Source organism: Streptomyces hesseae, from assembly GCF_031845785.1.
Taxonomy (GTDB): Bacteria; Actinomycetota; Actinomycetes; order Streptomycetales; family Streptomycetaceae; genus Streptomyces; species Streptomyces hesseae.
In genome coordinates, this window is the sequence record NZ_JAVRFI010000019.1 from 17,516 (window position 1) to 41,101 (window position 23,586).

21 protein-coding genes and 1 tRNA gene are annotated in these 23,586 nt (G+C 70.9%); 9 read left to right on the forward strand and 13 right to left on the reverse strand.

From position 1 onward, the window contains the following. Window positions 1-6: 6 nt before the first annotated feature. On the reverse strand, window positions 7-1,113 hold the full coding sequence (locus RM609_RS24835) for an aminopeptidase P family protein (protein WP_311613771.1): 1,107 nt from the start codon (window positions 1,111-1,113) through the stop codon (window positions 7-9). Window positions 1,114-1,363: 250 nt separating this feature from the next. On the opposite strand from RM609_RS24835, the gene RM609_RS24840 reads away from it, so the two are divergent. After that, window positions 1,364-3,514, forward strand: coding sequence for an MMPL family transporter (locus tag RM609_RS24840; RefSeq protein WP_311613772.1), 2,151 nt, complete (start codon window positions 1,364-1,366; stop codon window positions 3,512-3,514). A 78-nt stretch (window positions 3,515-3,592) separates the two neighbouring features. Here RM609_RS24840 and RM609_RS24845 read toward each other — a convergent pair. After that, window positions 3,593-3,665 (reverse strand) — tRNA-Thr (locus RM609_RS24845). 162 nt (window positions 3,666-3,827) lie between these two features. Here RM609_RS24845 and RM609_RS24850 point away from each other — a divergent pair. The 3 genes from RM609_RS24850 (at window position 3,828) to RM609_RS24860 (ending at window position 6,326) form a co-directional block, all read left to right on the forward strand. Beyond that, window positions 3,828-4,940: an ABC transporter ATP-binding protein gene (locus RM609_RS24850; protein WP_311613773.1), complete on the forward strand. Its 1,113-nt coding sequence runs from the start codon at window positions 3,828-3,830 to the stop codon at window positions 4,938-4,940. Between the two features lie 198 nt (window positions 4,941-5,138). Beyond that, window positions 5,139-5,549 carry a hypothetical protein gene (locus RM609_RS24855; protein ID WP_311613774.1) on the forward strand — a complete coding sequence of 137 codons (411 nt, stop codon included), beginning with the start codon at window positions 5,139-5,141 and terminating at the stop codon, window positions 5,547-5,549. Between the two features lie 54 nt (window positions 5,550-5,603). Then, window positions 5,604-6,326, forward strand: a complete 723-nt coding sequence (locus RM609_RS24860) for a nucleotidyltransferase family protein (RefSeq protein WP_311613775.1) — start codon at window positions 5,604-5,606, stop codon at window positions 6,324-6,326. A gap of 135 nt (window positions 6,327-6,461) precedes the next feature. Here RM609_RS24860 and RM609_RS24865 read toward each other — a convergent pair whose 3' ends face one another. The 3 genes from RM609_RS24865 to cysS all read right to left on the reverse strand — a co-directional run bounded on the left by RM609_RS24865 (window position 6,462) and on the right by cysS (window position 10,682). Then, window positions 6,462-8,078 (reverse strand): DoxX family protein, encoded by a 1,617-nt coding sequence (locus tag RM609_RS24865; RefSeq protein ID WP_311613776.1) that lies wholly within the window; start codon window positions 8,076-8,078, stop codon window positions 6,462-6,464. Window positions 8,079-8,261: 183 nt separating this feature from the next. Further along, on the reverse strand, window positions 8,262-9,212 hold the full coding sequence (gene rlmB, locus RM609_RS24870; protein WP_311613777.1) for a 23S rRNA (guanosine(2251)-2'-O)-methyltransferase RlmB: 951 nt from the start codon (window positions 9,210-9,212) through the stop codon (window positions 8,262-8,264). Between the two features lie 75 nt (window positions 9,213-9,287). Next, window positions 9,288-10,682, reverse strand: a complete 1,395-nt coding sequence (cysS, locus tag RM609_RS24875) for a cysteine--tRNA ligase (RefSeq protein ID WP_311613778.1) — start codon at window positions 10,680-10,682, stop codon at window positions 9,288-9,290. A gap of 250 nt (window positions 10,683-10,932) precedes the next feature. Between cysS and RM609_RS24880 the strand changes: the two genes are divergently transcribed. Both RM609_RS24880 and RM609_RS24885 read left to right on the forward strand, forming a co-directional pair. Further along, the gene (locus tag RM609_RS24880) at window positions 10,933-12,069 is read left to right on the forward strand and encodes an acyltransferase family protein (RefSeq protein WP_311613779.1); all 1,137 of its coding nucleotides are present in this window, start codon (window positions 10,933-10,935) and stop codon (window positions 12,067-12,069) included. Window positions 12,070-12,300: 231 nt separating this feature from the next. Next, on the forward strand, window positions 12,301-13,476 hold the full coding sequence (locus RM609_RS24885) for an acyltransferase family protein (RefSeq protein ID WP_311613780.1): 1,176 nt from the start codon (window positions 12,301-12,303) through the stop codon (window positions 13,474-13,476). A gap of 19 nt (window positions 13,477-13,495) precedes the next feature. On the opposite strand, the gene RM609_RS24890 is transcribed toward RM609_RS24885, so the two are convergent. The 4 genes from RM609_RS24890 to RM609_RS24905 all read right to left on the reverse strand — a co-directional run bounded on the left by RM609_RS24890 (window position 13,496) and on the right by RM609_RS24905 (window position 16,103). Continuing rightward, the gene (locus RM609_RS24890; protein ID WP_311613781.1) at window positions 13,496-13,903 is read right to left on the reverse strand and encodes a PPOX class F420-dependent oxidoreductase; all 408 of its coding nucleotides are present in this window, start codon (window positions 13,901-13,903) and stop codon (window positions 13,496-13,498) included. 112 nt (window positions 13,904-14,015) lie between these two features. Further along, window positions 14,016-14,507, reverse strand: coding sequence for a 2-C-methyl-D-erythritol 2,4-cyclodiphosphate synthase (gene ispF, locus RM609_RS24895; RefSeq protein WP_311613782.1), 492 nt, complete (start codon window positions 14,505-14,507; stop codon window positions 14,016-14,018). Next, a complete protein-coding gene (gene ispD / locus RM609_RS24900; protein WP_311613783.1) occupies window positions 14,497-15,273 on the reverse strand; it encodes a 2-C-methyl-D-erythritol 4-phosphate cytidylyltransferase in 777 nt (258 codons plus the stop codon). Before ispD ends, ispF begins: the two co-directional genes overlap by 11 nt. A gap of 347 nt (window positions 15,274-15,620) precedes the next feature. Continuing rightward, complete coding sequence (locus RM609_RS24905; RefSeq protein WP_009716930.1) at window positions 15,621-16,103, reverse strand: CarD family transcriptional regulator; 483 nt, start codon at window positions 16,101-16,103, stop codon at window positions 15,621-15,623. 581 nt (window positions 16,104-16,684) lie between these two features. On the opposite strand from RM609_RS24905, the gene RM609_RS24910 reads away from it, so the two are divergent. After that, window positions 16,685-17,356, forward strand: coding sequence for a DUF461 domain-containing protein (locus RM609_RS24910; protein WP_311613784.1), 672 nt, complete (start codon window positions 16,685-16,687; stop codon window positions 17,354-17,356). Window positions 17,357-17,550: 194 nt separating this feature from the next. On the opposite strand, the gene phoP is transcribed toward RM609_RS24910, so the two are convergent. Next, entirely contained in the window at window positions 17,551-18,222 is a 672-nt protein-coding gene (gene phoP, locus RM609_RS24915; protein WP_466728736.1) for a two-component system response regulator PhoP, read from the reverse strand. An 82-nt stretch (window positions 18,223-18,304) separates the two neighbouring features. Then, the gene (gene phoR, locus RM609_RS24920; protein WP_311613785.1) at window positions 18,305-19,603 is read right to left on the reverse strand and encodes a two-component system sensor histidine kinase PhoR; all 1,299 of its coding nucleotides are present in this window, start codon (window positions 19,601-19,603) and stop codon (window positions 18,305-18,307) included. A 221-nt stretch (window positions 19,604-19,824) separates the two neighbouring features. Between phoR and phoU the strand changes: the two genes are divergently transcribed. Continuing rightward, window positions 19,825-20,514, forward strand: a complete 690-nt coding sequence (phoU, locus tag RM609_RS24925; protein ID WP_311613786.1) for a phosphate signaling complex protein PhoU — start codon at window positions 19,825-19,827, stop codon at window positions 20,512-20,514. A gap of 345 nt (window positions 20,515-20,859) precedes the next feature. Here phoU and RM609_RS24930 read toward each other — a convergent pair whose 3' ends face one another. Continuing rightward, window positions 20,860-21,621: a phosphoglyceromutase gene (locus RM609_RS24930; protein WP_311613787.1), complete on the reverse strand. Its 762-nt coding sequence runs from the start codon at window positions 21,619-21,621 to the stop codon at window positions 20,860-20,862. Between the two features lie 136 nt (window positions 21,622-21,757). Here RM609_RS24930 and RM609_RS24935 point away from each other — a divergent pair, with 136 nt between their 5' ends. After that, entirely contained in the window at window positions 21,758-23,050 is a 1,293-nt protein-coding gene (locus RM609_RS24935; RefSeq protein ID WP_311613788.1) for an MDR family MFS transporter, read from the forward strand. A 13-nt stretch (window positions 23,051-23,063) separates the two neighbouring features. On the opposite strand, the gene RM609_RS24940 is transcribed toward RM609_RS24935, so the two are convergent. Continuing rightward, the gene (locus RM609_RS24940; RefSeq protein WP_311613789.1) at window positions 23,064-23,564 is read right to left on the reverse strand and encodes a type III secretion system chaperone family protein; all 501 of its coding nucleotides are present in this window, start codon (window positions 23,562-23,564) and stop codon (window positions 23,064-23,066) included. Window positions 23,565-23,586 lie beyond the last annotated feature (22 nt).

Sequence of the window (23,586 nt, forward strand, 5' to 3'; positions counted from 1 at the left end):
TCGGGGCTAGCTCACCACCCGGAGCTCACGCGCCGTGTTGTTCAGCCTCCGCGCAGCGGTCTCCGTACACACCACGATGTCCTCGATCCGCACCCCGAACCGCCCCGGCAGATAGATCCCCGGCTCGATCGAGAAGCACATCCCCGGTACCAGCGGCAGGTGTTCGCCCTCCACCATGTACGGCGGCTCGTGCGTCGTGACGCCGATGCCGTGCCCCGTGCGGTGGATGAAGTACTCGCCGTAGCCCGCGCGGCGGATGACCTGGCGGGCCACGCGGTCGACGTCCTGGCAGGCCACCCCGGGGCGGACCGCCTCGAACGCCGCCTGCTGGGCCTCGCGCACCAGGTCGTGGACCTTGCGCTCCTCCGCCGTCGGCTCGCCCACGTGCACCGTACGGGTCGTGTCGGAGCCGTAGCCGTCCTTGAGGCCGCCGAAGTCCAGGACGACCATGTCGCCGTCCTCGATGACCCGGTCGCCCGCCTCGTGGTGGGGGTTGGCGCCGTTGGGGCCCGAGCCGACGATCGTGAAGTCGACCTGCGAGTGGCCGTGTTCCCGGAGCAGCCGGGCGAGGTCGGCGGCCACCTCGCTCTCGCGGCGCCCCGCGAAGCGCAGGTCGACCACGGTCTCGTACGTGGCGTCCGCGGCCGCTCCGGCGGCGGCGAGCAGCTCGACCTCGTGGGCGTCCTTCACCGCCCGCAGCATCGGGAGGACCTCCGTGAGCGCCCCGAAGCCCGCCCCGGGGGCCGTTCGCTGGAAGGCCAGCAGGTGCAGCGCCCAGGTGGCGTCGGAGACGCCGTAACGGCCGCTCGGGTCGAGGTGCCCGGCGAGAGTGGCGTAGGGGTCCTCGCCGTCGGCCCAGCCGGTGATCGTCAACGCGCCCGCGCCCGGTGAGTGTTGGGCGTCGGGCTGTTCCAGCCGGGGCACCACGAGCAGGGGCTTGCGGCCGGGGAGGAGGAGCAGGGCCGTGAGGCGCTCGGTGACGGCCGGGACGCGGTATCCGCAGAGCCAGCCGAGATCGGGGCCCGGGGAGATGATCAGACCGGCCAGGCCCGCCTCGGTGGCGGCCAGGACGGCGCGCTCCATGCGCGCGGCGTAGAAATCGACATCGCTCATGAGGGCAGCGTAATCCGGACGAAGACGTTTGACCGGGTGGCCTCTACCCCACGGGTGAGAGTGGCTCCACCGGCTCTCCTCCTCAGGGTTGAGAGGGTTCGCGGACTTCCCCACCCCAGGGCCGATTTCCCCCTGATTCCCCGGGATTTTGTTGTGGTCGGGGAACTTCAGTCCCTAGCGTGTTCATGCTTATACCGCACATACGAACACACGTACACGCATGCTGTTAAGAGGTAGTTGAAGGAGCGTCATGTTCCGTCGAGTCGGGCGGTTCGCCGTCCATCGGCCCTGGCTCACGATCGCCGGCTGGATCATCGCGGCCGTGGTACTCGCGATGTTCGCACCCGGTCTGAAGTCCACCACGGACGAGACCGAGTTCCTGCCCTCGCACTACGAATCGGTGCGGGTGGGGAATCTCCAGCAGAAGGCCTTCCCGCAGACCGAACAGCCCGCCGCCATCGCGGTGTTCCAGCGCGCCGACGGCGGCAAGCTGGACGACGCCGACAAGCGCGACGTCATCAAGGTCGCCACCGGACTCGACGGCAAGCACCACGAGAAGATAGCCAAGGTGGTCACCGACCCCAAGGCCGTCTCCCCCAATGGCGAGGTGGCCCTGGCCAACATCTACGCCACCACCAAGAACTTCAACGACGAGGAACTGCCGCAGTCGGTCAAGAAGCTGCGCGAGGACGCCAAACCGCTGCTGGGCGGCACCCATCTGAAGATGGGCATCACCGGCCAGGCCGCCACCCAGCTCGACGCGAAGGAGTCGTCCAGCGACACCGACACCATGGTCATGTCGGCGACGTTCCTGCTGATCATTGTGCTGCTGCTGATCATCTTCCGCAGCCCGCTGATCGCCATCCTGCCCGTCATCATCATCGCCGTCGTCTCGGTGGTCGCCACCGGCCTCATCGGCACCGCCGCCTCGGTGGGCGGGCTGAAGGCCGACAGCTCCATCTCCGCGATCCTGATCGTCGTCCTCTTCGGCGTCGGCACCGACTACATCCTGTTCCTGCTCTTCCGCTACCGCGAGCACCTGCGCCAGGGCCAGGAACCCAAGGAGGCCCTCGTCGAGGCCGTGGCCCGGGTCGGCGAGACCATCGCCTCGGCCGCCGGGGCGGTCATCGTCGCCTTCCTCGCCCTGCTGCTCTCCACGCTGGGCATGATGCGGGCGATGGGCCCCTCCCTGGCCATCTCCGTGGCCGTCACGCTCGTCGCGGCGCTCACGCTCGTACCCGCCGTCTTCTCCCTCCTCGGGCGCGCGGCGTTCTGGCCGTCGAAGAGCTGGCGCAAGCCGCCGAGGAACCGCTTCGCGAACAGCGTCGGCCGGCTCGTCGCCCACCGCTCCGGCACGGTCGCGGTCCTGTCCACCGCCGTCCTCGCCCTCCTCGCCGTGGGCGCCTTCAGCTTCAAGCCCCAGTTCGACACCAGCAGCCAGATGCCGCAGAAGCTGGAGTCCGTCCAGGCCATGAAGGACCTCCAGCGGGGCTTCTCCGCCGGCCAGTCCGACCCGGCCATGGTCTACCTCAGCGCCACCGACGGCACCCGCCTCGACCGGGCGGCGCTGGAGACCTTCCGCGGGAAGCTCGCCGCCGTCGACGGGGTCGGCACGGCCGCGCCCGCCGTCGTCAACAGCGCCGGCACCGTCGCCCAGTACAGCGTGATCCTCAAGTACGCGCCCACCTCCGACGAGGCCATCGACCTCGCGGGCGGCAAGCTGCGCGACACGGCCCACACGGCCGCGCCCTCCGGCACCGAGGCCCTCGTCGGCGGCACCTCCGGCGTCCTCGCCGACATCGAGGACGCCGTGGGCCACGACTACCGGGTCGTCTTCCCCGCCGCCGGACTGGCCATCATGATCATCCTCGGTCTGCTGCTCCGCAGCCTGGTCGCGCCCTGGTACATGATGATCGCCGTGGCCCTCGGCTTCGGCGCCACCCTCGGCTCCACCGTCTGGCTCTTCCAGGACATCAAGGGCGAGCAGGGCCTGCTCTTCATGCTGCCGGTGATCGTCTATCTCTTCGTCGTGGCGATCGGCACCGACTACAACATCCTCATGGTCGCCCGCCTCCGCGAGGAGGTCCGCCGCGGCGTCCCGCCCAAGGAGGCCATCCGCACGGCCGTGGCCCAGTCCACCCCGACCGTCGCCTCCGCCGCGATCATCCTCGCCGGCACCTTCGGCGTACTGGTCCTCGCCGACAACTCCATGCTCCAGCAGATGGGCTTCGCCGTCGCCTTCGGCATCCTGCTCACCGCCTTTGTGATGGCGATGCTCCTGGTGCCCACCGTCACCTCGCTGCTGGGCCACAAGGCCTGGTGGCCGGGTCACCAGGACTCGCCCCAGGAGACGCCGGCCGACACCCGGGCCGTCGACGACCGGGTGACCCACCGGAGCTGAACACCGGGACACCGGGCCCACAACGCGCGGAACCGCAGGTCCTCCTCGGAGGGCCTGCGGTTCCGCGTCTCTGCACCGAGCCGCCTGTCGGACTCGAACCGACGACCTTCGCTTTACAAGAGCGGTGCTCTACCAGCTGAGCTAAGGCGGCATGCGAGACGCAGTCTACCCACAACGACTTCGTGACCCGCCATCTGCTGACAACGGCCTCCGGCCCCGGTAGCGTCACGGGAAACCCAGCCCGATTGGACTGGACCACTCCCTCTACTCGGATCGTCCGGCACGTTCCTGCCGGTGAAGGGATCACATCACCATGGCCACGGTCACGTACGACAAAGCCACCCGGATCTACCCGGGATCCGACAAGCCCGCCGTCGACCAGCTCGACATCGCCATCGAGGACGGGGAGTTCCTGGTCCTCGTCGGCCCCTCCGGCTGCGGCAAGTCCACCTCCCTGCGGATGCTGGCGGGACTCGAGGACGTCAACGGCGGCGCGATCCGCATCGGCGACCGGGACGTCACCCATCTGCCGCCCAAGGACCGGGACATCGCCATGGTGTTCCAGAACTACGCGCTCTACCCGCACATGACCGTGGCCGACAACATGGGCTTCGCCCTGAAGATCGCGGGCGTGCCGAAGGCGGAGATCCGCCAGAAGGTCGAGGACGCCGCGCGCATCCTGGACCTCACCGAGTACCTGGGCCGCAAGCCCAAGGCCCTCTCCGGCGGCCAGCGCCAGCGCGTGGCCATGGGCCGCGCCATCGTCCGCGAGCCGCAGGTCTTCCTCATGGACGAGCCGCTGTCCAATCTCGACGCCAAGCTGCGCGTCCAGACCCGCACCCAGATCGCGAGCCTCCAGCGCCGCCTGGGCATCACCACCGTCTATGTCACCCACGACCAGGTCGAGGCCATGACCATGGGCGACCGGGTCGCGGTGCTCAAGGACGGCCTGCTCCAGCAGATCGACTCCCCGCGCAACATGTACGACCGGCCGGCCAACCTCTTCGTGGCAGGCTTCATCGGCTCCCCCGCGATGAACCTCGTCGAGGTGCCGATCACCGACGGCGGGGTGAGGTTCGGCTCCGACGTCGTGCCCGTGCCCCGCGAGGCGCTGACCACCGCCGCCGACAAGGGCGACCGCACCGTCACCGTGGGCGTCCGGCCCGAGCACTTCGACGTCGTCGAGCGGCCCGACGGCAAGGGCGACGAGCCCGGCGGCGTCGCCGTGACCGTCAACGTCGTCGAGGAGCTCGGCGCCGACGGCTACGTCTACGGCACCGCCGAGGTGGGCGGCGAGCAGAAGGACATCGTGGTCCGCGTCCACGGCCGCCGCGTGCCCGAGAAGGGCTCCGTGCTCCACGTCGTCCCGCGCTCCGGTGAACTGCACGTGTTCTCCACGTCCTCCGGCGAGCGCATCGGCGACTGAGCGTAACCGCCGAAGCGCGCCCCGCGTCCGGGTCCAGGGGGCCCGGAACGCGGGGTGCGCTTCGGCGGCAAATACCCCGGCACACCGCCCATTTCGAGCCCCGTGCGTCAACTCAACCGTCATTCTGATAACCATCGACATCCCCCGACCGGGTGACTAAATGGAGCGGCGTCATTACGCCTCGCTACCATCTGCGGCATGAACCAGGCCGCCCGCCGCATCGGCAGAACCCTCGCTCTCGTCCTCCCGGTCGTTCTCGTGCTCTCGGGGACTCTCGCGGTGACCCGCGTTCCCTGGGCGGCGCCGACCGCCGAGTCGCAGGTCCTCACCGCGTCCTCCGACACCGCCTCGACCGTCGCCAAGGCCCGCGCGCCGCACGAGGTGCTCCGCGACAAGCTCCTCCTGGAGCTCCAGGAGAAGAACCCCGGCGTCGCCCTCACGCACCTTCAGGAGGCGGCCGACGGCCGTCCTTCGCTGGCCCAGCACTGCATGGCGATCGCCCGTGCGCTGGGCGAGGCCGCGCGCAAGAAGTACGGGGAGCGCAAGGCCCAGTCCTTCTCCCGCCCCGTCTGCGACACGGCCTTCGCCGCCGGCGTCCAGAGCCACTGACCGCTCCCACCGCCGGCCGCACCTCCACGCGCGGCACCGCATATCGTGCGGAGCATGACCGGCACGCAGCACAGCCCGTTCCCGACACAAGCCGTGATCCTGGCCGGAGGCCAGGGTTCGCGGCTCCGTCCGTACACCGACGACCGTCCCAAGCCGATGGTCGAGATCCCCGGCACGGGAATCCCGATCATCGGCCATCAACTCGCCTGGCTGGCCGCCGAGGGCGTCACCGACGCCGTGGTCTCGTGCGGCCATTTGGCGCGTGTTCTTGAGGACTGGCTCGCCACGGCCGAACTCCCGCTGCGGGTGACGACGGTCGTCGAGCCCGAACCCCTCGGCCGCGGTGGCGGCCTGCGGCACGCGGCCGCCTCCCTGCCCCGCCCCGACGAACCCTGGTACGCCACCAACGGCGACATCTGGACCCGGTTCTCGCTGCGCGAGATGGCCGCCTTCCACCATGAGCGGGACGCCACGGCGACGCTCGCGCTGGCCCGGCCGCGCATCCCCTGGGGCGCGGTGAAGACCGACGAGTTCGGGCACGTCCTGGACTTCGTCGAGGCGCCGCCCTCGCCGTATCTGATCAACGCCGGCGTCTATGTCTTCTCGCCCGCCTTCACGGCCCTCCTGCCCGAGCGCGGCGACCACGAACGCACCACCTTCCCCCGCCTGGCCCGCGAGCGCCGCCTCGCGGGCTTCCCGCTGCCGCAGGGCGCGTACTGGCGGGCGATCGATACGGCGAAGGACCTCGCGGAGGCGGCGAAGGAGCTGGCGCGTTAGCGCTTCGCTCGGACGCGCGGTCGTGCGGACTGCGGGCCGTCCGTAGCTGGTCGCGCAGTTCCCCGCGCCCCTTACGGGACGCGGAACGGTCCCGCACCCTGAACAGGGCGCGGGACCGTTCGCATACGGCGACGACTAGCCGAGAAGCCCTCCCAGGGCCCCTCCGCTGCCCGAGCCACCCGAACCGCCGCCGGAACCACCCGTGGAGCCGCCGGTCGAGCTGCCCGTCGTCGCCCCCGAGGAGCTGTGCTGCGGGGCCGCCGGAGCCGGTGCCTGGTGCGGGGACTGCGGCGCCGGGCGGACGCTGCCCGCGCTCCCGCTGGACTGCCCGGCGCCGCCAGCGGACGCCGTGGGCGTACGGACCGTGCCGGCCGGCGCGGACGGCGTCGCCCCGGGGGTGGGCGTCTTCCGGGTGGACGGGCTGGGCTTCGGCGCACCCGACGTCGCCGGGCCGTGCGAGCCGCGCGGCGAGGACGAGGAGGGCCGCTGCGGCAGCGGCGAACCCTGGAGGCTGTTGGACGGCGGGGGCGGGGTGCCGGGCGTCTCGGCGACCCGGGAGGAGCGGACGGCCCCGCCCAGCATCGACCCGGTGAGCAGGGAGATCCCGATGAGCACCGTGGCCATGACCGCGCCCCGGCGCAGCACGCGCCGCCGCAGCGCCCAGAGCTCGGCGCGCGGCCCGAGCCGCCGCCAGGCCTCGCCGGCGAGCCGGCCGTCGACGGAGTAGAAGGGCGCCCCGGCGATCACCAGGGGGCTCCAGGCGGCCAGGTAGATGATGTCGGGCGCGCCGTAGACCGGGGTGGTCCGCCAGCTGACCGTGACGAGGAGGATCACGGAGAGCAGCACGCCGACGGCGGCGGCGATCCGCTGCCAGAGGCCGAAGATGGTGAGGACGCCGATGACGACCTGTGCGAAGGCGACGCTCAGGCCGGCGCCGACGGGGTGGGCGAGGGCCAGGACGCGCAGGGGCTCGGCGGCGGCCCAGGGGTGGAGCTGGTGGAGCCATTCGACCAGGGAGCCGCGCTTGCCGCCGTCGAAGTAGACGGGGTCGCAGAGCTTGTTCATCCCGCCGTAGACGGAGATGAGGCCGAGGAAGACGCGCAGGGGGAGGAGGACGACGCCGAGGTTCATCCGGCGCCCGGGGTAATAGGCGTGGCGGACGGGGTCGCCCTGGCGGCCGCGCCGGAGCTCGTCCTCGTCGGCGTCCTGCTCGTCGGCGAAGTCGTCGAGATCGTCGGGATGGCCGGCGTCCTCGTCGTAGGCGCTGTGGGTGGGGCGCATGCCGCGCAGGAGCTGGGTCGGCGGTCCGCCGTGCTCCTCGGCGGGCCCGCGCGGGCCGATCACGGTGGCCGGGGCGTCGTCGACGCTGATGCGCGGCAGCACCTGGGTGATGCCCGCGTCGCCGCCGCCGACCGTGGGCAGCGGGGCGGTGAGGCCGCCGGAGTCACGGACGGCCTGGAGGAGCTGGGTGGAGGCGGAGTCTCCCGGCCCGGTCCGCCCGCTCCACACCACGGGGGCGCGGCGCTTGGCCCCGGCGCTCTTGGCGGCGGGGATCCGTGCCGTGTCCGCTCCCCCGGCGAACTGCCGGGCTGCGCGTGGGGGCCGGGCGAGCTGCACCCGGAAGCTCAGATGGTTGACGATGACCTGCGCGGGGTCGGACGGGACCTTCACCGTACTCAGCGCGGGCTGGTCGTCGTACCCGGAAGAGCTTCCCCCCGTAGGTGTGCGGGGTGTTCTGGTGTCCACACTCATCTAACCGAGTGACCGGAGGTTAGGACACTGCCTTGACCGGTTGGATGTGTCCAGGACCCGTCAATATCTTCAGAACGTCTTCGGCCGAACGTCCTCCGTTAAACGTGCGGCGGCCGGTGAACGCGCGGTGGCCGGGGAGGATCCTCCCCGGCCACCGTCGTACCGCTGGTCCCGCCCGGCGCGTCAGGCGCGGCGGCGCGACGCCTCGTAGAGCACGACGCCCGCCGCGACACCGGCGTTCAGCGACTCGGCGCCGCCCGGCATCGGGATGCGCACACGGAAGTCGCAGGTCTCGCCGACGAGGCGGGAGAGGCCCTTGCCCTCGCTGCCGACGACGATCACGACCGGGCCCTCCAGGGCCTCCAGCTCGTGGAGCTCGGTCTCGCCGTCCGCCGCGAGGCCGACGACCATCAGGCCCTCCTTCTGGTACGCCTCCAGCATCCGCGTCATGTTGGTGGCGCGGGCGACGGGCGTCCGGGCGGCGGTGCCGGCGGAGGTCTTCCAGGCGCTGGCGGTCATACCGGCCGCGCGGCGCTCGGGGACGACCACGCCGTGGCCGCCGAAGGCGGAGACGGAGCGGACGACGGCGCCGAGGTTGCGCGGGTCGGTGATGCCGTCGAGGGCGACGATCAGCGGGTCCTCGCCGTTGCCGGCGGCGGCCGCGGTCAGGTCCTCGGGGTGCGCGTAGTCGTACGGGGGCACCGACAGGACCAGGCCCTGGTGGTTCAGGCCGTTGGTCATGCGGTCCAGCTCCGGACGCGGGGCCTCCATGAGGTTGAGGCCCTTCTCCGTGGCGAGCTGGATGGCCTCGCGCACGCGCTCGTCGCTGTCGACGAACTGCTGGACGTAGAGCGTGTTCGCGGGCACGCCCTCGCGCAGCGCCTCGACGACCGAGTTACGGCCGACGACGAGCTCGTTGGTGCCCTTGGGACCGCCGCGGCGGGGAGCCGGGCGGCGGGCCGCGTGCTTGGCCTGGGCCGCGGCGACACGGTTCTTCTTGTGTCCCTTGCGCATGCTCGCGGGCGGGGTCGGGCCCTTGCCCTCCAGGCCCCGGCGCCGCTGGCCGCCGCTGCCGACCGTCGCGCCCTTCTTGTTGGACGTGCGACGGTTCCTGCGCTGGCTGTTGCCGGCCATGGGGGTCACCTATCTCTTTACTGCTCAGAGCCGCATGGGGCGAGGCTCAGTAGACGTGCGTACGAAAAGTGTCCCTCAGGACAGGGTCCAGCGGGGGCCGGAGGGGGTGTCCTCGATGGCGAGGCCGGACTGCTGGAGCTGATCGCGGATGGCGTCGGCGGCCGCGTAGTCCTTGCGGCCCCGGGCGCTCTCGCGCTGCTCCAGCACCATCCTGACCAGGGAGTCCACCACGCCGTGAAGATCGTCCCCACGGCCCGTGGCAGCGCCGGCCCAGTGCTCGGCCAGTGGGTCCAGGCCCAGGACGCCGAGCATGGCGCGGACCTCGGCCAGCCGGGCGACGGCCGTCTCCTTGTCGTCGGCGCTCAGCGCGGAGTTGCCCTGGCGGACGGTGGTGTGGACGATCGCCAGCGCCTGCGGGACGCCCAGGTCGTCGTCCATGGCCTCGGCGAAGGCGAGCGGGACCTCGGCGGCGGGCTCCACGGGACCGGCCAGCTCCACGACGCGCTGCATGAAGCCCTCGATGCGGGCGAACGCCGCCTCGGCCTCGTGCAGGGCCTCCGGGCTGTACTCGATCATCGAGCGGTAGTGGGGGGTGCCCAGGTAGTAGCGGAGGACGATCGGGCGCCACTGCTTGACCATCTCGGAGACGAGCACCGAGTTGCCCAGGGACTTGGACATCTTCTCGCCGCTCATGGTGACCCAGGCGTTGTGCACCCAGTACGAGGCGAAGTCGTCGCCGAAGGCCTTGGCCTGGGCGATCTCGTTCTCGTGGTGGGGGAAGATCAGGTCCAGGCCGCCGCCGTGGATGTCGAAGGACTTGCCCAGGTACTTGTGCGCCATGGCGGAGCACTCCAGGTGCCAGCCCGGCCGGCCGCGGCCCCAGGGGGTCTCCCAGCTCGGCTCGCCTTCCTTGGCGGCCTTCCACATGGCGAAGTCGCGCGGATCCCGCTTGCCGGTCTCGCCCTCGCCCGAAGGCTGGAGGAGATTGTCCAGCTCCTGGTTGGAGAGCTGGAGGTAGCCGGGGAAGGAGCGCACGTCGAAGTAGACGTTGCCCTCGGCGGCGTAGGCGTGGCCGCGCTCGATCAGGCCGCGCATCATCTCGACCATCTCGGTGATGTGGCCGGTGGCGCGGGGCTCGACGGTGGGCGGCAGGCAGCCGAGGGCGGCGTAGCCGTCGTTGAAGGCGCGCTCGTTCTCGTAGCCGATCGCCCACCAGGGACGGCCCTGCTCGGCGGCCTTCGCGATGATCTTGTCATCGATGTCCGTGACGTTGCGCACGAACGTCACGTCGTAGCCGCGGTAGGCGAACCAGCGGCGCATGATGTCGAAGTTCAGACCGGAACGGATGTGCCCGATGTGCGGCGCTGCCTGTACGGTCGCCCCGCACAGGTAGATCGAGACGCAGCCCGGGATCAGCGGGGAGAAGTCACGGATCTGCCGGGCGCTGGTGTCGTACAGGCGAATGGTCACGGCACCAGGGTAGTGGCCCTGAGGGGGTGCATCGCCCCTGGCGGCACGGGCTGACTCGATAACGGGTACGAGCGCGGAGCCCTACTGCGGCGGAGCGACAGCTTCCGTGGAACCCGTGGCGGGTCTTTGACCTCTCCTTACTATCTGCACATGATAGGGGGCCGCATGGTAGCTTCCCCGGCGGTCGTGCCTTCCCGGCCAGGCCCCCGATAAAACCAGCGAAATCCGGACACAGGACTCAGGAGGGACGTTGACGTCCTCCGTGACGGTGCAGCAGCGGCAGAAGGAACGTCCTGCCTCACCACTCCCGCGAATAGCGCCCAAGGGGAGACTCGCCGCACTGGATGGCCTGCGTCTGCTCGCAGCCCTCATGGTCGTGCTCTACCACTACATCGCCTTCAACAGCGCCGCGTGGTCCAAACCTGCCACCGAGCGCTTCCCGGTGGCGTACGTGCCGGCCTCCTATGGGTGGCTGGGCGTCCAGCTCTTCTTCCTCATCAGCGGCTTCGTCATCTGTATGAGCGCCTGGGGCAGAAGCATCGGCGACTTCGCGACCTCGCGCGTCACCCGCCTCTACCCCGCCTACTGGTTCGCCGTGCTCGCCGCGACGCTCGTCGTCTCCATCTGGCCCGTGAACGGACCCGGCCCCTCGCTGAGCGATGTCGCGGTCAACCTCACGATGTTCCACGAGCCGATGAAGGTCGCCCCCGCGGACGGGGTCTACTGGACGCTGTGGGCGGAGATCCGCTTCTACCTGCTCTTCGCGCTGCTCATCGCCTGGAGAGGGCTGACCTACCGGACGGTCGTCGGGTTCTGCGTGATCTGGGCCATGGCCGCCTCCGTCGCCGCAGGCCTCGACGTCGACGCGCTGGACGCGGTGCTGATGCCGAACGACTGCTGGTTCTTCATCGCCGGCATGGCGTTCTACCTGATGTACCGCTACGGCCCCAATCTGCTGCTGTGGGGCATCGTCGCCGCGACCTTCGTGGCCGGTCAGCACTTCGCGTTCAGCACGCACCACAACGTGCAGAAGTACGTGGGGCACAAGCTCCCGCTGTGGCCCTTGGTAATGCTGCTCGCCCTCTTCTACCTGGCGATCGCCGCGGTGGCGCTCGGCAAGACGAGCCGGATCAACTGGCGCTGGCTGCCGACGGCGGGCGCGCTGACGTACCCGCTCTACCTGCTGCACGAGCGCATCGGCTGGACGGTCATCAAGGAGTTCGAGAACGACATCTCGCGCTACGTCCTCGTCCCCGCCCTCGTCGCGCTGATGCTGGTGGCCTCCTGGCTGCTGCACCGCTACGTGGAGCGCCCCGTCGCCCGCTTGCTCAAACGCGGCATGGCCAAGGCGCTGGCGGACATGCGCGCACCACGCGAGCGCGCCTGACGCCACCCGGCGGCTGCCCCGAGCCCGCCCGCCACGCCCCGACGGCGGTCCCCCGGTCATCCGGGGGGCCGCCGTTGCTCCTTTTGGGGGACCCGCCCCGGGCATCGGGCGGAAACCGGGAGGCCGGCGGCCCGTCCGTGACGTTCGGTCACCCGTCGGGCACGTTGGGTGTGTCAGCATGCAGGGTGGCCCGTAAGCGCAGCGGGCCGACAGCCAACGGGAGAGGACGACATGCGTTTCGCCAGCGGCGGCGAAAACGATGGCGTCCGACCGGGTGGGCCTGGTCCCAGGCTCTGCATCCTGGACGGACTCCGTCTGCTCGCGGCCCTCATGGTCGTGCTGTACCACTACACGAGTCTGAACGGCGGCTGGAACCGCGACCCGCGCCTGCTGTTCCCGGGCATCGAGCCGATAACGCGCTACGGCTGGCTGGGCGTGGAGATCTTTTTCCTCATCAGCGGCTTCGTCATCTGCATGAGCGCCTGGGGCAGGTCCCTCGGTGACTTCGTGGTGTCCCGGGCCGCGCGGATCTACCCCGCCTACTGGGTGGCGATCCTGCTGACCGGTGGTGTGGTCATGCTGTGGCCGGAGGTCCGCTCGGTGGCGGGCCCGGAGACCGTCTTCACCAACCTGACCATGCTCCAGCAGGGACTCGGCGTCTGGGACGTGGACGGCGTCTACTGGACGCTCTTCGTGGAGCTGAAGTTCTACGTCCTCTTCGCCCTCGTCGTGGCCAGGGGCGTCACCTACCGCCGCTGCGTGATCTTCTGCGGCGTCTGGACCCTGGCCGCCGCCATCGCCCCGACGGCCGACAGCAAGCTCCTCACGCTGTGGACGACGCCCTTCGCGGCGCCGTACTTCGTCGCGGGCATCGCCTACTACCTCATGCACCGCTACCGGCCCACGGCCCTGCTCTGGGGCATCGTCGCCATCTCGTACCTGCTCGCCAACCACCAGGTGGCCAAGCGGGTGCACGACAACGCCAACCACACGACGGCGCTCCTCCCGGCACAGGTCATGGTCTTCGCGATCTTCGCGGTGATGGCGCCGGTGGCGCTGGGCACCTTCGACCGGGTGCGGTGGCGCTGGCTGACCACGGCGGGCGCGCTCACCTACCCGATGTACCTGCTCCACCAGTACATCGGGATGACGATCATCTACGCGCTGCGCGAGGCCGTCCCCCCGCTGCCGCTCGTCACCGGGCTGATCACGGTGATGCTGGGCGCCGCCTGGCTCATGCACCGCTACGTCGAGCGCCCGCTCGGCCGGCGGCTGCGCTCGGCGCTGCGCAGGGGCATGGAGGACATCCGCCACAGCGGGGCCGCACCCACGCTCGACGGGCTGCCGCTGCTGAACGAGCCGCGGCGCTCCGACCGGGTGGGTGCCGTGCGGTCGGAGGGCGGCTGAGGCCGGCGTACCGGGCGTACTAGAGGGAGCCGACGACCTTGCGCGGCGTGATGCGGACCACGACGCGCTGGGCGTCATCCTTGGCGGCCGGGTTGAAGTCGGCGTAGTCCTTGCCGGTGTACTTCCGCGACAGCTCGTCGATCAGCTCGGGACCGCCCTCGGTGGTGATGCTGGCGGTGCCGCGCACCTCGGCGTAGGTGTACGGCGCGTTGGGCGGGTTGACCATGACGGTGACGCGGGGCTCGCGGCGGAGATTGCGCTCCTTGCGGCGGCCGACCGTCGTGGAGAACAGCAGGTCGTCGCCGTCGCGTTTGATCCAGGTGACGGAGAGCTGGGGGCTGCCGTCGGGCTGGACGGTGGCCACGGTGACGAAGGCGGGGTTGTCGTCGATGTACGACTTGAGGTCGTCGGAGAGCGCGGCAGACACGGATGGGTCCTTCCGGGTGGGGCGGGTACGGGTCCGTGGATCTTTCCCCTGACCCGCCCCTTCCCGAAACCGGGGACTCCGCCCCGGACCCCGGACATGGCTACGCCGCGTGTCAGACGCGGTACACCAGCGCCGTCGCGATGGCCGCCAGGCCCTCCGCCCGGCCGGTGAGGCCGAGACCGTCGGTCGTGGTGCCGGAAACGGCCACAGGGGCCCCCACAGCGGCGGAGAGCGCCTTCTGCGCCTCTTCCCTCCGCTTGCCGATCTTCGGCCGCACGCCGATCACCTGAATGGCGACATTTCCGATCTCGAACCCCGCCGCGCGCACGATCCGGGCCGCCTCCGTCAGGAGCGTGACGCCGGACGCGCCCGACCACTCGGGCCGGTCCGTGCCGAAGTGGGCGCCGAGGTCGCCGACCCCGGCCGCGGAGAACAGCGCGTCGCAGGCCGCGTGGGCGGCGACGTCGCCGTCGGAGTGGCCCGCGAGGCCGTGGCTCGCGCCCTCCCACAGCAGGCCCGCGCACCACAGCTCGCGGCCCTCCTCGAAGGCGTGCACATCGGTGCCGATGCCCACCAGGGGCAGCGGGGGGCGGTCAGAAGCCATCGTTGGCCCTCCTACGGGCGAGTACGGCCTCGGCCAGGACGAGGTCCAGCGGCCGGGTCACCTTGAACGCCTCCTCGTGGCCGGGCACGACCACGACCTGGACACCGAGCCGCTCGACCAGGCCGGCGTCGTCCGTGGCGCCCTCGCCCTCCACGGCGACCTTCTCGTGCGCCTCGACGAGCACCGCCCGGTCGAAGCCCTGCGGCGTCTGCACGGCCCGCAGCAGCGCCCGCTCGGGCGTGCCCACCACGGGCTCCGGCTCACCGGCGCGCTCGCCGGTGCGCGGCTCGACCTGCTTGACGGTGTCCGCGAGCGGCAGCGCCGGTACGACGGCGGGCGCGCCCTCGCGGACGGCGGCGGCGACGGCGTCGACGGTGTCGACGGGCACCAGCGGGCGGGCGGCGTCGTGGACGAGGACGGCGGTGACGTCGGCGGGCAGGGCCGCGAGGCCCAGCCGGACGGACTCCTGGCGGGTCGCGCCGCCGGGGACGACCACGACGTCGGTGCGGGTGCTGTCGCGGTCGGCCAGCGGATGGGCGTCGAGGAGGTTGCGGACCTCGGCGGCGCCGTCCGGCGGGGCGACCACGACGACGAGCGAGACCGCGCGGGAGGCCGCCATGGCCCGTACCGCGTGGACCAGCATGGGGGTACCGCTCAGGGCCCGCAGGGCTTTGGGGGCGCCCGGTCCGAGCCGGACGCCGCGGCCCGCGGCGGGAATGACGGCGGCGGTACGCGAAAACGTCTGAGAGCTGCCTCGATCAGACATTGGGTTGGCGTTCAGGTTTGTTTCCTTCGCCGAATTGGGTATGGCCTGGGGGTACCCCCTGCTCGAAGAGCTGGGGGGAGTGCCGGGCACGATGCCCCGACCAGCCCCTTCCGTGACGAGCTGGTCGGGCCGGCTGCCCGGGCCCGGCACGCCAAGCGCGCGATGCGTAAGCACAGAGCTCGTAGGCACAAAGCTCGTAGGCAAAGCATGAAGCTCGTGGGCACAAAAGCTGTAGAGCCGAAGACGCCGCAGCGCCCGCCGGATGACTCTCGAGTCATCACGCGGGCACCGCGGCACTTCTATGAAGCCAGTTGCGGGGCACAGCCGCCGGCACCTGTGCTGTTACGTCAGGACGCGAGAACCTCGTCGAGCAGGGCCTCGGCCTTGTCCTCGTTGGTGCTCTCCGCGAGGGCGAGCTCGCTCACCAGGATCTGCCGCGCCTTGGCGAGCATGCGCTTCTCACCTGCGGAAAGACCGCGCTCACGCTCACGCCGCCACAGGTCGCGAACGACCTCGGCGACCTTGATCACGTCGCCGGACGCGAGCTTCTCGAGATTTGCCTTGTAGCGACGGGACCAGTTCGTCGGCTCTTCGGCGTACGGTGCGCGGAGCACCTCGAAGACCCGGTCAAGCCCGTCCTGGCCGACCACATCGCGAACGCCGACGAACTCGGCATTGTCCGCCGGCACCCGAACCGTCAGGTCACCCTGGGCGACCTTCAGCACCAAGTAGGTCTTGTCCACGCCTTTGATCTGGCGAGTTTCGATGGCCTCGATCAGCGCGGCCCCGTGATGGGGATAGACCACGGTGTCGCCAACCTTGAACGTCATGTGACAGGTACCCCTTCCGTGGCTATCCAGTCTAACACGGGAACTGTCCGTTCTGAATGGCGTTTCCGCAGGTCAGGGCATATCTCAGGGCTTGACAACAGCAACCGGAACGTGCTGCGGAGCCCTTCCGGAAGCAGGTATTCGCAGGTCGGAGCGGTTGTCCGGGTCAGGCGAAACGCGCACGTTACACCTGTCGGACAGGCCCCGCGAGCGGCCGAACGTCCCGGTTTGCCGGGCTCCGGTCGGCCGACTTCCGGTACTCCGTTCGGGGCGCGCATCCCTTCCGTACTTCCCTTCCGGAATTGATCAAGCCGAACTTGATCAATTCCGGAAGGGGCTTCCCGGGACCTCTCGCATTCATTGCCGATATTCCCTCGCGTCACCCGGCCGGGCGTTCCGCGGCGGCCGGAGTTCCGGCCGTCGTCGATATTCGGCCGTGGGGCCGTCGTGGCGCCGAGTTGACCATGGGGGCGGGTCGGGTGCGGACGCCGTACGACGGCTCGGTAACCTAAGCCCGCTGACAAGACCCTTATCCCGTGCGTACCTCGTACGTGCACCTCGTCCAAGGAGATGCCGCCGCCGTGAGCAGCAGCCTTCGACGCGGCGCTCTCGCCGCTTCCGCCCTCGTGGTCTCGATCGCCTCGCTCTCCGCCTGCGCCGCGGGCAACAAGGCGCAGACGCTGGAGGTCAAGCCGGACAACGCCGCCACTTCGGTCGGCGACATCCGGCTCCAGAACGTCAATGTGATCACCCAGGAGGACCTCAAGGCCGGTGGCCCGGCGGTCGTCACGGGCAAGGTCTTCAACAACGGCCGCAAGGACCAGGAGCTGCGCTCGATCAAGCTCACGGGCCTGGACTCGCCCGTGACGCTGGCCCCGGCGAAGGGCTCCGGCCCGGTCGTCGTGCCGGCGGGCGGCTCGATCGTCCTGGGCGGCAAGGACAACCCCTCCGCGGTGCTGCCGAAGGGCCGCGAGGGCCTGAAGGACGGCGCGACCCAGCGGCTGTCCTTCGACTTCAGCTCCACGGGTGAGGTGAAGATCGCCGCGTTCGTCGTCCCGGCGAAGAGCTTCTACAAGGACTGGGGCCCGGCCCAGTCCCCCGCCGGCACGCCGAGCGGCACGCCGAGCGCCCCCGCCGGCGCCTCCTCGGCCCCGGCCGGCGCGCCCGCGGGCCAGCCGCAGGGCGCCGGCCACCAGGCGGGCACCAAGCCGGGCGCGGGCGCCTCGGCCACCCCGCAGCACGCGGGCCACTGACGGTATGCGAAGGGGCCCGGAAACCTCGTGAGGTTTCCGGGCCCCTTTCGCTTACCCGCGCCCCAGGGCCAAGGCCGGTTTACGGCTCGAGCACCTTCCTCACGCGCCCCTCGCACCGCTCGGCCCTGGGGGGCCTCCCGGGCTTCGGGCCGCTGCGCCGGACTCCGTCCGGCGGGTCGTGAGCCGAGGCCGGTTTACGGCTCGAACTTGTAGCCCAGCCCCCGCACCGTGACCAGGTAGCGCGGCGCGCCCGGGTCGGGCTCGATCTTGGCGCGCAGGCGCTTGACGTGGACGTCGAGGGTCTTGGTGTCGCCCACGTAGTCCGCGCCCCAGACGCGGTCGATCAGCTGCATCCGGGTCAGGACACGCCCGGCGTTGCGCAGCAGCATCTCCAGGAGGTCGAACTCCTTCAGCGGCAGGTCGACCTTGCCGCCGGCGACGGTGACGACGTGCCGGTCGACGTCCATGCGGACCGGGCCGGCCTCCAGCGCGGCGGGGGTGACCTCCTCGGGCTCGCCCCGGCGGCGGAGCACCGCGCGGATGCGGGCGACGAGCTCGCGGGAGGAGAAGGGCTTGGTGACGTAGTCGTCGGCTCCTATTTCCAGGCCGACGACCTTGTCGATCTCGCTGTCCTTGGCGGTCACCATGATCACGGGCACATTGGAGCGTCCCCGCAGCTGCCGGCAGACCTCCGTGCCGGGCAGGCCCGGCAGCATCAGGTCGAGCAGGACCAGGTCGGCGCCGTTGCGCTCGAACTCGTCCAGCCCGTCGGGCCCGGTGGCCGCGACCGCGACCTCGAAGCCTTCCTTGCGGAGCATGTAGGACAACGCGTCGCTGAAGGATTCTTCGTCCTCGACGACGAGCACTCGGGTCACGAGGCGGCCTCCGGTCGGTTCTCTGAGAAGTGCGGAGAGGGGGAAGAGAGGAAGAGGAGGAGAGTGCCGGGGCTCACGGCCGGACCCCCGGCAGGGGGAGGTGCTCGCCGGCGTAGGTCGCGCCGGCGGGCCCGTCTGGGGTGTCGCCGGAGTCCGGGACCGGCGACGGTCCCGGCTCCTGGCCGGTGCGCGGGTGCTTGCCGCCCCGCTCGCGGTCACGGGCCGCGCCCGCCTCGGGCAGCCGCAGCGTGAACGTGGAGCCCTGGCCCTCGGCGCTCCAGACGGTGACCTCGCCACTGTGCGAGGCGGCCACGTGCTTGACGATGGACAGGCCGAGGCCCGTGCCGCCGGTGGCGCGGGAGCGGGCGGGGTCGACGCGGTAGAAGCGCTCGAAGACGCGCTCGCGGTCCTTCTCGGAGATGCCGATGCCCTGGTCGGTGACGGCGATCTCGATCAGGTCGCCGCCGGGGGCGGCGACGCGGCGGGCGGCGATGCCGACGCGCGTGCGGGCGGGGCTGTAGTTGACCGCGTTCTCCACGAGGTTGCCGAGGGCGGCGGCGAGCTGGCCGCGGTTGCCCCAGACGTGGAGCTCGGCAGTGCCTCCGGTGGCCATGGTTATCTGCTTGCTGGCGGCGGTCTGGCGGCAGCGGTCCACGGCCTCGGCGACGAGCTCGCCCACCCGGACGGGCTCGGAGTCCTCCAGCGGGTCGTCGTACTGCACCCGGGAGAGGTCGATGATCTCCTGGACCAGGCTGGTCAGCCGGGTGGCCTCTATCTGCATCCGGCCGGCGAAGCGGATGACCGCCTCGGGGTCGTCGGAGGCGTCCATGACGGCCTCGGAGAGCAGGGAGAGCGCGCCGACGGGTGTCTTGAGCTCATGGCTGACGTTGGCGACGAAGTCGCGGCGGACGGCCTCGATGCGGCGGGCCTCGGTGAGGTCCTCGACCAGCAGCAGCACGAGCCGGGAGCCGAGCGGCGCGACTCTGGCCGACACGGCGAGCGCTTCGCCGCGCCCGGTGCCGCGCCGGGGGAGGTCGAGCTCGACCTGGCGTATCTCGCCGTCCCGGCGGGTGTCGCGGGCCATCTGGAGCATGGGCTCGACGGCGAGCTTCCCGCCGCGCACCAGCCCGAGGGCGTAGGCGGCGGAGCTGGCCTTGACCACGGCGTCGGCCTCGTCGAGGACGACGGCGGAGGAGCGCAGTACGGAGAGGACGGTGTCGACGCCGGGCGGCAGCACGGCGTCGGTGTGCAGGGAGCTACGGGTGGGACGAGCCTGGTCGCGCTCGCTCCAGCGGAACGCCAGCATGGCGATCACACCGGTGCACACTCCGGCGATCGCTGCCGCTGCGGCGACGGCCGCATCCAGGTTCATGAGTCAAGGTTATGCGGGCGCGCCGACACAGCCACAGCCAAATGGGGGGCACCTCGAACACCCGTTGCCAAGAGTTCACCTTCAGGCCAGTGCTGGTTCACTCCGGCGGCCGCCTGCCGTCTACGTTCCGGCCGGAACGTAGAGGTCACGGCCGGGATGACGGTCGGCGGGAAGCCGCCGGAGCCGGTCCCGGCGCTGCCAAGGTGAGAGAAGGACAGGACATGCGGGACGCGTACCACGAGGAGCTGGATTCGATCGGCGAGGGCCTGGTCGAGATGGCCCGGCTGGTCGGCTCCGCGATCGGGCGCGCCACCACGGCGATCCTGGACGCGGACCTCAAGCTGGCGGAGACGGTGATCGCGGCGGACGCCAAGGTCGACGACCTCCAGCGGGACCTGGAGGCCCGGGCGATCGCCCTGCTGGCACGGCAGCAGCCGGTCGCCACGGACCTGCGGATCGTCGTCACCTCGCTGCGCATGAGCGCGGACCTGGAGCGTTCCGGCGACCTCGCCCAGCACGTGGCCAAGCTGGCCCGGCTGCGCTTCCCGGAGACGGCGGTCCCGCGCGACCTCCACTCCACGGTCCTGGAGATGGGCCAGCTCGCCCAGCGGCTGATGGCCAAGGCGGCCGAGGTGATCATCACCAAGGACGTGGACCTGGCGCTCCAGCTGGAGCAGGACGACGACGCCATGGACATGCTCCACCGCACGCTCTTCCAGCACCTGATGGACGACCGCTGGCGGCACGGCATCGAGACGGCCGTCGACGTGACCCTGCTGGGCCGCTACTACGAGCGCTTCGCCGACCACGCGGTGTCGGTGGCCAAGCGCGTGGTCTACCTGGTGACCGGCGAGCACGCGGACGAGATCGTCCAGGCCGGCGGCGCCACCGGCGCGGTCGAGGCGGACTGACACCCCCGGAAGGCGGGCCCGCTCCCCCGTACGCCCTGGCGCCCCTGCCGTGCGCCTGTACGCCCCCGTCCGCCCCGTACATACGTACGCGATGGGCATTGACGCTCGCTGCGGGCGGTCCTTGACTGGGTGGAGGCAGACACCCCTTCGAGGGAGGAGACCGAATGAGCGGCTGTCAGTGTGGTCCTGGGTGCTCGTGCGGCTGCCAGAGCGGCGGCTCGTGCCAGTGCGGCGGAAGCTGCGCCTGACGAGTCCACGCACGTCACTCACGCGTAGAGAAGGGCCCCTGCCCGGCAGCCATCGACTGCCGGGCAGGGGCCCTGCCCCGTTCCGCTTCGGTACTTCCTACTTCTTCTTGCCCTGGTTCTTCACGGCCTCGATGGCGGCCTTGGCGGCCTCCGGGTCGAGGTACGTGCCGCCGGGGACGACCGGGCGGAAGTCGGCGTCGAGCTCGTAGGCGAGCGGGATGCCGGTCGGGATGTTCAGGCCCGCGATGTCGGCGTCGGAGATGCCGTCGAGGTGCTTGACCAGGGCGCGCAGCGAGTTGCCGTGCGCGGCGACCAGGACGGTGCGGCCGGCCATCAGGTCCGGGACGATGCCGTCGTACCAGTACGGCAGCATGCGCTCGACGACGTCCTTGAGGCACTCGGTGCGCGGGCGCAGCTCGCTCGGGATCGAGGCGTAGCGCGGGTCGTCGCTCTGCGAGAACTCGCTGCCGTCCTCAAGGGCCGGCGGCGGGGTGTCGTACGAACGGCGCCAGAGCATGAACTGCTCCTCGCCGAACTCGGCCAGCGTCTGGGCCTTGTCCTTGCCCTGGAGGGCGCCGTAGTGGCGCTCGTTCAGCCGCCAGGAGCGGTGGACCGGGATCCAGTGGCGGTCGGCGGACTCCAGCGCGAGCTGCGCGGTGCGGATCGCGCGCTTCTGGAGGGACGTGTGGACCACGTCCGGGAGCAGGCCGGCGTCCTTGAGGAGCTCACCGCCCCGGACAGCCTCCTTCTCGCCCTTCTCGTTGAGGTTGACGTCCACCCAGCCGGTGAACAGGTTCTTCGCGTTCCATTCGCTCTCGCCGTGGCGGAGGAGGATCAGCTTGTACGGTGCGTCGGCCATGCCCTTGAGCGTAATCGACCGTACGAGCGCCCCGCGCCCGGGACGATTGACGCCGATCGTCAATTGGATGGCGTGGACACGTTCAAATGCGTAAGGTGCGGAGAGCTTAGTACCACTTACTTTCGGGGGGCGCGGGATGTCGGTCGCGAGTATCGGGAGGGCCGCGAAGCAGAGCGTCTCGGGACTGCCCCGGGCGTTCTGGTGGCTGTGGACGTCGACCCTGATCAACCGGATGGGCGCCTTCGTCGCCACGTTCCTGGCGCTCTATCTGACCGTCGACCGGGGCTACTCCGCCTCCTACGCCGGTCTCGTCGCCGCGCTGCACGGGCTCGGCCAGGTCGTCTCCTCCCTCGGCGCCGGCGTGATGACCGACCGGCTCGGCCGCCGCCCCACGCTGCTGATCGCCCAGCTGTCCACCGCCGGCACCGTGGCGCTGCTCGGCTTCGTCGAGCAGCCCGCCGCCATCGCGGCCGTCGCCTTCCTGGTGGGCGTGACCAGCAACGCCTCCCGCCCGGCCGTCCAGGCGATGATGGCCGACATCGTCGCCCCCGAGGACCGCGTCCGCGCGTTCGCGCTCAACTACTGGGCCATCAACCTGGGCTTCGCGTTCTCCTCGCTCGCGGCCGGTGTCATCGCCCAGTACAGCTATCTGATCGGCTTCCTCGGCGAGGCCGCGCTGACTCTCGCCTGCGCGGTCCTGGTCTTCCTCAAGCTTCCCGAGACCCGGCCCACGGCCGTGCCCGGGGCGGACGGGGCCGCCGAGGAGCCCCCGGTCGGGCTGGGGACGGTGCTGCGCGACCGTCGCTTCATGGGCGTCGTCGGGCTGTCCTTCCTGATGGCCCTGATCTTTATGCAGCACTCGGTGGGCCTGCCGGTGGCCATGGGCAAGGACGGCTTCTCCAGCAGCGACTACGGCATGGCCATCGCCGTCAACGGCGTCCTGATCGTCGCCCTCCAGATCCCCGTGACCCGCTTCATCGAGCACCGCGACCCCCAGCGGCTGCTCGTGATCTCCGCCCTGCTGGCCGGGTACGGCTTCGGGCTCACCGCCTTCGCGGGCTCGCTGGGCGTGTACGCGCTGACCATCTGCGTCTGGACCCTGGCGGAGATCGTCAACTCCCCCACCCAGATGGGGCTCGTGGTGCGGCTCTCCCCCGCGCAGGGGCGGGGGCGCTACCAGGGCGTCTACACCCTCTCGTGGTCCCTCGCGGCGCTGGTCGCCCCGCTCGCGGGCGGGTTCGTGATCGACGAGTACGGGTCGAAGGTGCTGTGGGCGGGGTGCGCGGTCGTGGGCACGGTCGCGGCCGCCGGGTACTGGTGGCTGATGCGGGGGCTCCCCGCAGAGGGCGCGACTGACGCGGCCGGCGCGGCCGCTCGGCCGGCGGCCGAGACGGCGGCCGAGACGGCGGCCGAGACGGCCTCGGCCTGAGCGGCCGGGCCCCCTACGGCGTCGGCTCGTCGCGCGTCAGGCGCGTGAACGCGTCGAGGTTGCGCGTCGACTCGCCGCGCGCCGTGCGCCACGCGTATTCCTTGCGGATCGCGCTGGCGAAACCCATCTCCAGCAGCGTGTTGAAGCTGCCGTCCGCGTGCTCCAGGACCTGCCCCAGGATGCGGTCGACCTCGTCGGGCGTCACGGCCGCCAGCGGCAGCCGTCCGACGAGGTAGATGTCCCCGAGCCGGTCGACGGCGTAGGCGAGCCCGTAGAGCCGGGTGTTGCGCTCCAGCAGCCAGCGGTGCACGGCGGCGTGGTTCTCGTCGGGGCACCGTACGACGAAGGCGTTGACGGACAGCGAGTGGTTGCCGACGACCAGGGAGACGGTCGTCGACAGCTTGCGCGTGCCGGGGAGCTTGACGACGTACGTGCCGTCGGAGCCGGCCGGGCTCTCCCATTCGAGGTCCGCCTCACGAAGCGCGTGCTCGATGGTGGTCTTCGCATCGGACATGTGCCGAGCGTAGGCGACGCCC